This window comes from Cedecea neteri, assembly GCF_000757825.1.
GTDB classification, from domain to species: Bacteria; Pseudomonadota; Gammaproteobacteria; order Enterobacterales; family Enterobacteriaceae; genus Cedecea; species Cedecea selenatireducens.
Map to the genome: position 1 here is coordinate 4,656,609 of NZ_CP009451.1, position 12,547 is coordinate 4,669,155.

12 protein-coding genes and 1 riboswitch are annotated in these 12,547 nt (G+C 53.3%); of the genes, 5 read left to right on the top strand and 7 right to left on the bottom strand.

Going from position 1 to position 12,547, the window contains the following annotated elements:
* Positions 1-37 precede the first annotated feature (37 nt).
* Positions 38-181, top strand: a complete 144-nt coding sequence (locus tag JT31_RS23365; protein WP_008454022.1) for a DUF2627 domain-containing protein — start codon at positions 38-40, stop codon at positions 179-181.
* A gap of 12 nt (positions 182-193) precedes the next feature.
* Positions 194-403 (top strand): transcription antiterminator/RNA stability regulator CspE, encoded by a 210-nt coding sequence (gene cspE / locus JT31_RS21685; protein ID WP_001062678.1) that lies wholly within the window; start codon positions 194-196, stop codon positions 401-403.
* A gap of 90 nt (positions 404-493) precedes the next feature.
* Here the strand turns inward: cspE and JT31_RS23815 are convergent.
* Positions 494-1,857 (bottom strand): IS3 family transposase gene (locus JT31_RS23815; RefSeq protein WP_144244072.1). Its coding sequence is split into 2 segments (ribosomal slippage): positions 494-1,380 and positions 1,380-1,857, totalling 1,365 coding nucleotides; the frame shifts between segments, so codons are not numbered across the junction.
* A 228-nt stretch (positions 1,858-2,085) separates the two neighbouring features.
* On the opposite strand from JT31_RS23815, the gene ftsI reads away from it, so the two are divergent.
* Positions 2,086-3,831: a peptidoglycan glycosyltransferase FtsI gene (gene ftsI / locus JT31_RS21700; protein WP_038482071.1), complete on the top strand. Its 1,746-nt coding sequence runs from the start codon at positions 2,086-2,088 to the stop codon at positions 3,829-3,831.
* Between the two features lie 62 nt (positions 3,832-3,893).
* The gene (gene rlmA, locus JT31_RS21705; protein WP_038482074.1) at positions 3,894-4,697 is read left to right on the top strand and encodes a 23S rRNA (guanine(745)-N(1))-methyltransferase; all 804 of its coding nucleotides are present in this window, start codon (positions 3,894-3,896) and stop codon (positions 4,695-4,697) included.
* On the opposite strand, the gene mntP is transcribed toward rlmA, so the two are convergent.
* The 5 genes from mntP to manX all read right to left on the bottom strand — a co-directional run bounded on the left by mntP (position 4,698) and on the right by manX (position 8,873).
* Complete coding sequence (gene mntP, locus JT31_RS21710; RefSeq protein WP_038482077.1) at positions 4,698-5,270, bottom strand: manganese efflux pump MntP; 573 nt, start codon at positions 5,268-5,270, stop codon at positions 4,698-4,700. It abuts the gene before it with no gap.
* Positions 5,271-5,276: 6 nt separating this feature from the next.
* A riboswitch (yybP-ykoY riboswitch) is annotated at positions 5,277-5,465 on the bottom strand.
* Between the two features lie 198 nt (positions 5,466-5,663).
* A complete protein-coding gene (locus JT31_RS21715; protein ID WP_038482080.1) occupies positions 5,664-6,122 on the bottom strand; it encodes a DUF986 family protein in 459 nt (152 codons plus the stop codon).
* Positions 6,123-6,182: 60 nt separating this feature from the next.
* Positions 6,183-7,034: a PTS mannose transporter subunit IID gene (locus JT31_RS21720; protein ID WP_038482083.1), complete on the bottom strand. Its 852-nt coding sequence runs from the start codon at positions 7,032-7,034 to the stop codon at positions 6,183-6,185.
* Positions 7,035-7,046: 12 nt separating this feature from the next.
* The gene (locus tag JT31_RS21725; RefSeq protein ID WP_038482086.1) at positions 7,047-7,847 is read right to left on the bottom strand and encodes a PTS mannose/fructose/sorbose transporter subunit IIC; all 801 of its coding nucleotides are present in this window, start codon (positions 7,845-7,847) and stop codon (positions 7,047-7,049) included.
* Positions 7,848-7,910: 63 nt separating this feature from the next.
* Positions 7,911-8,873 (bottom strand): PTS mannose transporter subunit IIAB, encoded by a 963-nt coding sequence (manX, locus tag JT31_RS21730; protein WP_038482089.1) that lies wholly within the window; start codon positions 8,871-8,873, stop codon positions 7,911-7,913.
* A 475-nt stretch (positions 8,874-9,348) separates the two neighbouring features.
* Here manX and yoaE point away from each other — a divergent pair, with 475 nt between their 5' ends.
* Positions 9,349-10,911, top strand: coding sequence for a CNNM family cation transport protein YoaE (yoaE, locus tag JT31_RS21735; protein ID WP_038482092.1), 1,563 nt, complete (start codon positions 9,349-9,351; stop codon positions 10,909-10,911).
* A 1-nt stretch (position 10,912) separates the two neighbouring features.
* Here the strand turns inward: yoaE and JT31_RS21740 are convergent, their stop codons facing one another.
* Positions 10,913-12,511, bottom strand: a complete 1,599-nt coding sequence (locus tag JT31_RS21740; RefSeq protein WP_038482095.1) for an EAL domain-containing protein — start codon at positions 12,509-12,511, stop codon at positions 10,913-10,915.
* Between the last annotated feature and the right edge of the window lie 36 nt (positions 12,512-12,547).

The window sequence follows — 12,547 nt, forward strand, 5'->3', positions numbered from 1 at the left end:
GATAACACGTTGGGTTAAACGAGGTACAGTTCTGTTTATGTGTGGCATTTTCAGTAAAGAAGACCTGAGTAAACACGTTGTCGTTGAATACCGCTTCTCTGCCGAGCCTTATATTAGTGCCTCATGCAGTAATGTCTCTGTTTTATCTAAGTTATGCCTGCGGGCGAAGAATACAATCTAAGGAATTTGCAAAATGGCAAAGATTAAAGGTCAAGTTAAGTGGTTCAACGAGTCTAAAGGTTTTGGTTTCATTACTCCAGCTGACGGCAGCAAAGATGTATTCGTACACTTCTCTGCAATCCAGGGTAACGGCTTCAAAACTCTGGCTGAAGGCCAGAACGTTGAATTCGAAATCCAGGACGGCCAGAAAGGCCCTGCTGCAGTTAACGTGACTGCCATCTAATTCTTCTGGATTAGAGCTCAGGCGCGAATAACGCCGAATTGAGATAAAAGCCCCGTTTTGGACTGACCCCATAAAGTTGGACAGTTCATGTTAAGCGGCTATCGGGGTCTGGGTTCGGTATTCTACCGGACTCAGGCCTTTTAATTTCAGACTGATCCGCTCGTTGTTATAGTAATGGATATAGTCCTCTATCGCCTTCCTCAGTTCATTCAGATCGCTGAACCTGTTCAGGTAAAAACACTCCGATTTCAGTGTGCCGAAGAAGTTCTCCATCACCGCATTATCCAGACAGTTTCCTTTGCGCGACATACTTTGTGTCATGCCCTGTGCCTTTAACCTTGCCTGATAGCCTGCCATTCGATATTGCCAGCCCTGATCCGTGTGCAGCAAGGGGCTATCTTCCGGGCTGAGCTTCAGGAACGCATCGCGCAGCATGCTATTAACCATCTCCATCACCGGCCTTTCCGACAGGCTGTAGGAGATAATCTCCCGGTTAAACAGATCGAGAACCGGCGACAGATACAGCTTTTTACCCTGTACTGAGAACTCGGTGACATCCGTGACCCATTTTTCGTTGGCTTTCGATGCCCCGAAGTTCCGGCCCAGGATATTGGGTGCAGCCTTGCCCACTTCCCCTTTCCAGGCACGATATTTCTTCACCCTTATCAGAGAACGGAGCGACAGTTCTGCCATCAGCCGCTGTACAGTTTTATGGTTCACCAGCAGACCCTGCCTTCTCAGCGAGAGCGTGATCCTGCGGTAGCCATAACGCCCTTTGTGATAGTGATAAATCTCTCTGATTTTGGCTTTCAGCCCGGCATGCCTGTCTGCTCGCTTCAGCGCATTGATATTGTGATACCACGTACTGCGGGACATGCCCGCTGCACGAAGAAGATCACTGAGCGCATACTCCAGCCTTAGTTCGTTGATTATTGCGGCTTTCCGCCGTTTTTCTCGCTTTGAACTAAGGCCTTCAGCTTTTTTAGATAGGCATTCTCTGCTCGCAGGTAACGAAGTTCAGCCCGCAACTCTTCGGGAGATAACTTATCCAGCGCAGCATCGGTAAGTGGAGGTGTTTTTTTGGGTTTTGTCATGTCCTTGCTCCGGCCAGGTTTTATGCTCAGAAGTCCTTTTTCACCTGCGTCTTTGTAGACATTCACCCAGTGCCGGACAACGGTTTCAGTGGAGATATTAAACCGTGCGGCAGCTTCGCGCATCGAAAGTTCTTCAGCGAGAACCGTGCGTACGACAGTAATCCGGAACGCCGGAGAATGGCGGTCATTTTTCCAGGTAATGCCATCAATACCGTGGAGTTGCCAGGCTCTTACCCAGCGTCGCACTGATGTTCTTTCAACACCAAAACGTTCAGCGGTACGATGTGTTCCATCTTTTCCGGCAAGGTAGTGTTTGACTACAGCTAATCTGGTTTCGAGGGAATATTTTGGCTTTGCCATAAAAAACTGCACCTTACTCAGTTGGGTGTCCAACTTTTGGGGTGCAGTCCATTTCGACGGGGCTTTTTCATGTCTGTTGCTAACCTGCTGTTTTTCAAAATATTAACAGACTGAATCATTTGTTGCCTCTTGTTGCAAAGCTGCGAAGGTTTTAGCACTGTTACTCCCGGTAAGGATGGCCGAATCTGGTTAAATCTTTCAATCGCTTAGGCCGTGCAAGGAGTGGTTGTGAAGAAGGGTGTTTCCGCATTAACCGGTAATTTTATCCAGTGGCGTTTTGCGCTGCTGTGCCTGGCCATCACCGGAAGCCTGGTTTTTTTGCTTGGGCGCATTGCCTGGCTGCAAATCATCTCTCCGGATAACCTGGTTAAGCAGGAGGATATGCGCTCCCTGCGCGAAGAGCCGATTGACGTTCCTCGCGGAATGATTGAAGACCGTAACGGCAAACCGCTGGCGGTCAGCGTACCCGTTGAGGCGGTGTGGGCCGACCCAAAAACGGTGATGGAAAAGGGCGGCGTGCTGGTTAACAGCCGCTGGCAGGCGCTGGCTGCCGCGCTTCATGTGCCACTCAGCGAAATTGCCGCTCGTATTCACAGCAACGAACGCGGCCGTTTTATCTATCTCGCTCGCCAGCTGGATCCCCAACAGGCACAGTACATCGACAAACTGAATATTCCCGGCATCGCGCTGCGCGATGAATCACGTCGTTTTTATCCCGCCGGGCGGGTGGGTGCCAACCTGATTGGCTTCACCAACATTGACGATCAGGGTATTGAGGGCATCGAGAAAAGCTTTAACCAGCAGCTCACCGGCAAAGAAGGTGAACGTCTGGTGCGTAAAGACCGCTATGGTCACGTGGTAGAAAATATTACCGAGAACCCGGCCAGTCCCGCGCACAATATTCAACTCAGTATCGATGAACGGCTGCAAACCGTCACCGAAGACGCGCTGAGCAACGCCGTGTCGTGGAACAAAGCAGAATCCGGTGCGGCGGTGGTTATCGACGTACAAACCGGTGAAGTGCTGGCGATGGCCAACTATCCCACCTTTAACCCGAACAATCGTGAGGATGCCACGCTTGATGACTTCCGTAACCGTGCAATAAGCGACACCTTCGAACCCGGCTCTACGGTAAAACCGATGGTGGTGATGACGGCTCTGCAGCAGGGAATAGTCCGGCCGGACAGCGTGATTGATACCCATCCGTTTACGCTTGACGGGCACCATATCCGCGACGTTGGTTTTTATCCGCAGCTGACGCTGACCGGGGTGCTGCAAAAATCAAGCGATACCGGGGTTTCACGCCTTTCGCTGGCGATGCCAGTCCAGCATATCTGGGATACCTACCATAAATTTGGTTTCGGCGTGCCCACGTCAATTGGGCTGACGGGGGAAAGTCGTGGCCTGCTGCCGGTACGTCAGCGCTGGGGCGAGCTGGACAGAGCGACTTTTGCGTTTGGCTATGGCCTAATGGTAACGCCGCTCCAGCTTGCTCACGTCTATGCGACTATCGGCAGCTTTGGTATTTCCCGCCCGCTCTCCATCACGCGTGTTGATCCGCCGGTCGAAGGGCAGAGAGTCATGCCGGAAGAGATTGTTCATGAAGTGGAACACATGATGGAAAGCGTCGCGCTGCCCGGCGGCGGCGGCGTTAAGGCTGCGGTGCATGGCTACCGCGTGGCGGTGAAAACAGGGACGGCGAAAAAAATCGGCCCGGATGGTAAATATGTCGATCAGTACATTGCCTATACGGCAGGCGTGGCCCCGGCCAGCAATCCTCGCTATGCGCTGGTGGTGGTGATTAACGATCCTTCAAACGGTAAATACTACGGCGGTGCGGTGTCGGCCCCCGTGTTCAGCCAGATCATGGGAGATGTTTTACGCCTCGAAAATATTGAGCCCGACGGGCTGCCGGCCGGAGACAACAGCATGATGGTGTTGAACAAAATGGAGAATGACCACGCCGCCATGTAGCGGTTTCGCAAAAGGGGCGTTTGGCGTTACACTTGCGCCCTTTATTGCCTCCGGAGTTCTCTATGTCCTGGCTTTGCCCACTCTGCCATACCGTGCTTGCCGCTGGCGCGAACGGTTATCGCTGCCCCCAGGGGCATCAATTTGATGTAGCCAAAGAAGGCTATGTTAATTTGCTGCCCGTTCAGCATAAACGTTCGAAAGATCCGGGTGACAGCGCGGAAATGATGCAGGCTCGCCGGGCTTTTCTCGACGCCGGGCACTACCAGCCTCTGCGGGATGCTATTTGCCAGATTTTAAAGACGATAACGCCTTCTGCATTACTGGATATTGGCTGTGGTGAGGGCTATTACACGGCGGGATTTGCTGGCGTGGTGGCAGAGAAGGGCGGAGAGACCTGGGGGCTGGATGTTTCAAAAGTCGCTATTCGCTACGCGGCGAAACGCTACCGTGAGGTTAAATTCTGCGTGGCATCCAGCCACCGCCTGCCGTTTGCCGATGAAAGCATGGATGCGATTGTGCGCATTTTTGCTCCCTGCAAGGCCGAAGAGTTGGCGAGAGTGGTGAAGCATGGCGGCGTGGTGATTACCGCCACGCCTGGACCACGCCATTTGATGCAGCTAAAAGGGCTGATTTACCAGGATATCGTATTACACAGCGAAGAAGTGGAAGCTATGCCGGGCTTTACCCTGCAGCAAACGCTGCGGCCGGGCTGGACAATGAGCCTGCGCGGCGATGAAGCCGCAGCCCTGCTGCAAATGACGCCGTTCGCCTGGCGCGCCCGCCCGGAAGTATGGGAAGCGTTGAAGGCAGAAACGGCGTTTAGCTGTGAAACAGATTTTGTAGTACGGGTCTGGCAGCGCGATTAATCAGTTAAACGCGGTGAAATGGCTGTACATAATCTGGCAGCCAATGCCTATCAGGACAATACCGCCGAGGATCTCGGCGCGTTTCCCCAGTATCGGGCCGATAAAGCGGCCTACCATAATACCCAACGTTGACATGATTGCCGTCGCGCAGCCGATGGCTAACGCCGTCTGAATAATATTGACCTGCAGGAAGGCAAGGCCGACGCCCACGGCCATCGCATCGAGGCTGGTGGCAATCGCAGTGGTGACCAGCAGCCAGAAGCCGTGGCGATGAATTTTTGGCGCTTCTTCCTGCCCTGCGCCACGGAAGCCTTCCAGCACCATACGCCCGCCGAGGAACACCAGCAGGATAAATGCGACCCAGTGGTTCCATTCCAGCACGACCTGGCTTGCCAGCAGACCAAGTCCCCAGCCGATGAGCGGAGTAATCGCTTCGATAACGCCAAAAATAAGGCCGATACGAAGGGCTTCGGAAAATTTAGGTTTATGGAGCGTGGCACCTTTACCGATGGAAGCGGCGAAAGCATCCATGGACATGCCGAAAGCAAGAAGAATAGTGGCGGAGAGATTCATCATATTGCCTCAGTTGGGGATATCCATATACACGCAAACCATCCCCAACTTTACGATGGCGCGTGCCTATGGTCTCGCCTACTCAGAACTCTGAGGCGTACATGCCACGTTAATCTCAAGGACGGATATAACGAGTATGTTGACATGTACATTTCTGCCTATGGCAGAAATCGGCTACTCCCCAACGACGGGCGCAACCTTAACATATTTTTTTAAACTAAAACAATCTTTGAATTCTATTTTTTATCGTCATTTATTGATAACGATTTGCATTTAACTGCATATGCAAAGGAAACGTTAAAATAAAGCCGCACAAATCTTAAGAAATAGCAAAGGCTATGTTTTTAATGGCGAAAAATAAGCCACAAATATAGACATTGCTATAATTGTAACTTATTGAGTTGCAACCATTAACTTGTAGATTTTTTCGAGATCATCAATATTCTTTACCCGAATCAATAAGCGCCGCTGTTCTAATTGCAGCACCAGCACGCCGTCCTCGGATAAATTCATCTCTTTAATACGGTTATATTCCACCCAAACATTGGCGAAGAAAAAACCATGGCTTTTGAACAAAATCTTAGGCTGCCTGAACCACGACAGATAAATGGCCATCAATGCCAGAGCAGATAATAACCATGTGGTCAGCGGGGTACCGTGAGAGGTGATGTTGTTGTAGATGAGGATGCCGATGAGAAAGACAAAGATGGCGCTGTCGACACGGTTGCGGCGAAGCAGGGGGATTTTTAGCAGGGTTTTGCCCTTCATCTTGTCCATCAAGAACTCATCGTAAACAGCAAAAGCCAGCAGCAGCGCGATGAAAACAACCAGCACGACATCCGTCAGCGTCATGAAACCTCCCGTTAAAGATAAAAAAACCGGGGGCTAAGTGCCCCCGGTTATCACAACAAATTACAGGCCCAGCAGGCCGATAGCGTAACCCACAATACCGATGACGAAGAAGCCCATGATTATCCACAGCGCGTTGACCTTTTTGCGCAGCAGCCACATACAGGCGAAGGTCAGCAGCAGCGGGACCAGGCCCGGCATCAGCTGGTCAAGGATAGTCTGTACGGTAGTAACCTTAACGGCCCCGGTCTGGTCGGTGATTTTTGACACCACCAGCGGGATGTTAACGTGCGTCCACTTGTTAACCAGTGCCCCCATGACAAAGAGGCCGAGAATGGACGCCCCTTCCGTCAGTTTCTGCAGGAAGCCGCCGCCCATATCCTTAACGATATCGACCCCTTTGCGATAGCCATAGGCCACGCCATAGTAGCGGGTCAGCAGGCGCACGGCGTTGAACAGGATGAAGAACAGCAGTGGCCCAAGCAGGCTACCGCTCATCGCGATACCCGCACCCAGGGCAGCAAAGACCGGGCGTACGGTACCCCAGAAAATAGGGTCACCCACGCCTGCCAGCGGCCCCATCAGGCCAACCTTGATGCCGTTTATCGCACCGTCGTCAATCGCTGCGCCGTTAGCACGCTGCTCTTCCATCGCCAGCGTTACGCCAAGCACCGGGGCGGCAACGTAAGGGTGGGTGTTAAAGAACTCCAGGTGACGCTTGATGGCCTGACGGCGTTCTTCGTTGTTTTCCGGGTACAGTCGTTTGATAACCGGAACCATACAGAAACAGAAGCCTAACGCCTGCATACGCTCGAAGTTCCATGAACCCTGGAACAGGTTTGAACGCAGGAATACGCCACGGATATCACTCTGGGTGATTTTCTTCTCAGTCGCTAATTTAGTGGAATCAACCATTTCGCTCACCTGTTAGTCCAGTTCGTTATCAAGATCGTTAGCGGCAGAAGCCTGGGCCGGCGCGCCAGCGCTACGGTTATATTTAGGGCTCAGCTGGATGTAGAGGATGGCCATAACTGCGCCAATCACGCCCAGTGCCACCAGGTTGAAGTTGGTGAACGCCGCGGTAACGAAACCGAGGTAGAAGAACGGCATCAGGTAGCCCGCACGCATCATGTTGATGACCATTGCGTAACCCACTACCACGATCATGCCGCCGGCGATGTTCAGGCCGCTGGTGACCACTTCAGGAATGGCGTTCAGCATGTTCTGAACTTCACTGGTGCCTACGGAGATGGCGACGATAACCGCTGGAATCGCGATACGCATTGCCTGCAGGAACAGGGAAGAAACGTGGATCCAGGACAGCGCCGTCAGGTTGCCGTTGTTGGCGGCCTTATCCGCTGCGTGCTGGAAGCCCACGGTAATGGTACGAACGATAATGGTCAGTACCTGGCCCGCGGCGGCAAGTGGAATCGCCAGCGCGATACCCGCCCCGATGCTTTGGTGCCCGGCGATAACCAGGATGGTAGAGATAATTGAGGCGAGGGCGGCATCAGGCGCCACGGCGGCACCGATGTTCATCCAGCCCAGGGCAATCATTTCCAGCGTACCGCCGATGATGATGCCGGTTTTCATGTCGCCGAGTACGGCGCCGATTAAAGTACAGGCGATAAGCGGACGGTGGAACTGAAATTCATCGAGCACCGACTCCATACCGGCGATACAGGCTACGACAAACACCAGCACAATCTGAAGAGTGGTAATCTCCATTGTACTTCTCCTATTGACGATGACTTATGTGTGAAATCTGAGCAATATTATTAGTGATGACAATCATTTAACTTTAGCGATCAGATCCATCATTTTCAGTTTTTGATCTGTAGACACTTTCCGCGCTTCGAGCTCAATACCGCGGTCATTCAGTTTTTTGAAAGCTTCGATATCTTTTTCATCTACGGAAATAGCGTTGTTGACCTGGGTTTTGCCCTGGCGGAACGCCATACCGCCGATGTTAACGGAGGTGATTTTTACGCCGCCCTCGACGATACGCTCCACGTCGGTTGGGTTGGTGAACAGCAACATCACGCGGTCGCCGGCATATTTAGGGTTGTTGTAAACGCGGATCATTTTCGCGACATCCACGACGTGTGCGGTAACGCCCGGCGGTGCGACCTGAGTCAGCAGAGTTTTACGGACCGTGTCCGCCGCCACTTCGTCGCTAACGACGATGATGCGGGTGACGTTGGTTTCTTTCGTCCAGCGGGTAGCAACCTGGCCATGAATTAAGCGGTCGTCGATACGTGCCAGACCGATATTCATGTAGTCGTTTGGCCCCATCGGTTTGGCCGGTGCTGCGGCTTTCGGCACGGCGGCGACAGCAGGTGCTGCTTTTTCTACCGGTTTGGCCTTCAGCGCCTTCACGCCTTCACGGCCGGTTTCTACCGCGTGTGCGACCAGATCGTCGAAGGTAGGGTTGTCGTCACGCGACATCAGGGTTTCGACCAGCATCGGGATATTGACCCCGGCGACCACTTCGTAATGTTCTTTATCAACAACGATACGGCTTGCTGCATTGAATGGACTGCCACCCCAGGTATCCACGAGGAATAAAACGCCTTTGCTGGTGTCCAGTTTCTCCAGCTGTGCGTTATATTTCTCGATCAGGGTTTCAGCATTTTCACCCGGGACGAAATCTATCCAGCCAACGTTTTCTTGTTCGCCTAATAGCATTTCGGCGGTTTTCAGCAATTGTTCCGCTGCCCAGCCATGTGTGCCTATGACAATAGCAATAGTCACTTGCTACCTCCTGTTTTTGTCATTACAACACCCCTCGAAGGGTGCGGTGGTGTATCGGTCTCGGTTTTAGCGAATCGATTCAGATAACACGTTCAAAGTAGAACAAACTATTTGCCGGAATTATTTTAGACAGTGAAAAAATAATTTATGTGATGAAGATCCGTAATTTAACTTTGTCACTAATTCAAACAATTACGCTGTAAAATATGGTCATCGGAAGTTGCAAAAAAATTGCAAAGTCAGGTAAATCTTTGCCAAAGCCCGGTTTCCTTTGATAATGTTAGCGTCCGATTCACTTTCAGGAGTAGCGGGCAGTAGCCCACCCTATGGACCGTCACCGACGTCTTTTCACTGCCGGGATGCCTAAATCCCCCCTTCTCAGCGGCGTTTCGCACCCGCAAATACGATTCACTAGCTATTTTGCGTCCGTTACTCACGGAATGCAGATTTTCTGCGCCCAGGACGGGAGTCTGACATGGAACTGTTAATGGACCCGCAAATCTGGGCGGGTTTACTCACGCTTGTGGTGCTGGAAATCGTACTGGGTATTGATAACCTGGTCTTTATTGCCATTCTGGCGGACAAACTGCCGCCGAAACAGCGCGATAAGGCTCGACTGATCGGCCTGTCGCTGGCGCTGATTATGCGACTGGCGCTGCTGTCGCTGATCTCGTGGCTTGTCACGCTTACGGCGCCGCTGTTCAGCGTTGCTGACTTCACGTTCTCGGGCCGCGACCTGATTATGCTGCTGGGGGGTATCTTCCTGCTGTTTAAAGCCACAACGGAGCTGCACGAGCGCCTTGAAAACCGCCAGCACGACGACGGGCACGGTAAAGGCTATGCCAGCTTCTGGGTGGTGGTACTGCAGATTGTAGTGCTGGACGCCGTGTTCTCGCTGGATGCGGTAATTACCGCCGTGGGGATGGTAAACCATCTGCCTGTCATGATGGCTGCGGTCGTCATTGCGATGGGCGTTATGCTGCTGGCCTCCAAGCCGCTGACCAATTTTGTCAACCAGCATCCGACGGTGGTTGTGCTCTGTCTGAGCTTCCTGCTGATGATTGGTTTGAGCCTGGTCGCGGAAGGTTTTGGCTTCCACATTCCGAAAGGCTACCTGTACGCGGCCATCGGTTTCTCGATAATCATCGAGCTGTTTAACCAGATCGCCCGTCGTAACTTTATTCGTCATCAGTCTCGCCAGCCGCTACGCGCCCGTACCGCCGATGCGATTCTGCGCATGATGAGCGGCAAACGTCAGGAGCGTACGCAGCACAGCGAAGACAGCAAAGCGATGAGGCCTATTGAGGCCGAATCTTTCGCCGAAGAAGAGCGCTACATGATTAACGGCGTGCTGACCCTGGCGTCACGTTCACTGCGCAGCATCATGACTCCACGCGGGGAGATTTCCTGGGTTGATGCCATGAAAAGCGTCTCTGAGATCCGCGCGCAGCTGCTGGAGTCCCCGCACAGCCTGTTCCCGGTATGCCGTGGTGAACTGGATGAAATCATCGGCGTAGTGCGTGCGAAAGAGCTGCTGGTGGCGCTGGACGAAGGCGCTGACGTGGCGGCGATTGCCGCGCAGTCTCCGGCCATTGTGGTGCCGGAAACGCTGGACCCGATCAACCTGCTTGGCGTGCTGCGTCGGGCCCGCGGCAGCTTCGTTATCGTGAACAACGAATTTGGCGTGGTACAGGGCCTGGTGACGCCGCTGGACGTGCTGGAAGCGATTGCCGGTGAATTCCCGGATGCGGACGAAACCCCTGAGATAGTGCGTGACGGTGAAGGCTGGCTGGTGAAAGGTTCCACCGATCTTCATGCGCTTCAGCAGCGTCTGGACATTCATCGCCTGATGCACGACGAACAGGACATCGCCTCTATTGCGGGCCTGGTGATTTCGGTGAACGGCCATATCCCTAAAGTGGGAGACGTTATCGAAGTGCCGCCGCTGCGTATTCAGATAGTTGAAGCGAATGATTACCGGGTCGATTTGGTTCGCGTGGAGAAAGAACGCTCTCCACACGAGGACGAAGAAGAGTAATTCAGCGCGCAGGGAAGGCCGGGATAGCCCGGTCTTCATGGCGAGGGGGCGGCGGCATGTTGCCCTCGAGCCAGTGAGCAAAATCCCGCAGCGGCATGGGTTTTGCGTATAAAAAGCCCTGCAACACCGCCACACCGTTACGCCTCAGATACTCTGCCTGCTCCTGCGTTTCCACCCCTTCAGCCACCAGATCGATATCCAGCCTTTGCCCAAGGGCAATAATAATATCCGTCACCGTAGAGTTAACCGCATCGGTACCGATAGCGGCGGTAAAGGATTTGTCTATTTTCAGCACATTGGGATTCAGCGTCTCGAGATAGGCGAGCGAGCTGTGGCCGGTGCCGAAATCATCGATAGCCAGGTCGATACCGAGCCTGTGCAGCTCCTGAACCACGCTGTGATCCATCGCGGGCAGGGCGTTACGCTCGGTGAGCTCAAGCGTCAGTTTTTGCTTCGGCGTCGCCGGGAACCAGTAGCGTTTCAGGTCGCGAATAATCGCGCCGTCGTGGAAGTGGCTGGCGGCAACGTTCAGGCCAATGTGAAACCCTGGCGTTTTAGGGAATATCTCAAGGTGGCGTACGGTTTCATCCAGCACAAATCGCGTGAGCGGGGCGATTTGCTGCTGCTGCTCCGCCAGGGGAATAAATACCTCCGGTGAAATCCAGCCCTGCCTCGGGTTATTCCAGCGCAGCAGCAGCTCCACGCCAACGCATTCTAAATTTCGGGCGCTGACCAGCGGCTGGCAAAAGACTTCAAATTCCCGGGCGGCAAGGCCGAGGTTGATTTCCCAGGAGAAGCTCATGCGGTTGGCGGTGGCGAGCCAGGCAATGTAGCCCACCAGCATGCTGAGCAGTAAGGCCAGCGGGAGCTGCGACGGCAGGTTTTGCAACGTCAGCTGGTCGGCGGAAGGCCCGATTGCGGTGATAGAATAGGGGTAAAGTTTTGAAGCCGTTTGCTGAGAAACCTGATCCTCATCCGGAACGATCTTAGCCTGCAGGCCCGAGCCGTATTCCAGATGATCGTTGCCAACGTTAAGCACCGCGCGTGTCACCCAGGGGTGCTCCGGTTTTAGCAACAGGCTGGTCAGCATCTGGATATTAATAATCTGCATAACGCCATCACGCGTTTCGCCTGGCTGCGGGCGCCAGAAAATCAGTACCGGAGTGCCTTTTAACAGCGAGCTGTCACGCGATAAAAAGAGCAAAGGGTCGGGCGAAGGCAGGCGGGTATGGAGCTGATGAATTCCCACATCGCGGCTGCCATAAATACTGGAGCAATAAAGAACGCCGTCCTGGATTAAGCCAATGGCGCGCACCGTTTGCATTTTTGCCGCGTGCTCGCGGATTTTTAATTGGGCATCGGCGCAGGAGGTGCCGATAAGCTGCATGATGTCGTCGCTGACGGTATTAAGCGGGGCGAGAAGGGTATCAAGGGTATTTATAACTCTTTGATTAAACTGAGCTACGCGTTGTTCGTTAAGGTTTCGTTCGGTCGTGTACCTGACGCTAAGCGTGACGATTAAAACTAAAATGGCGAGTACGGCGCAGACAATAACTCGCCTGCGGCGATAGTCAGAAATAATCCGCTGTGCCGTTTGCATCCCTGTTTCCCTGTTTCTCGCCGCAAGAAGTGAGGC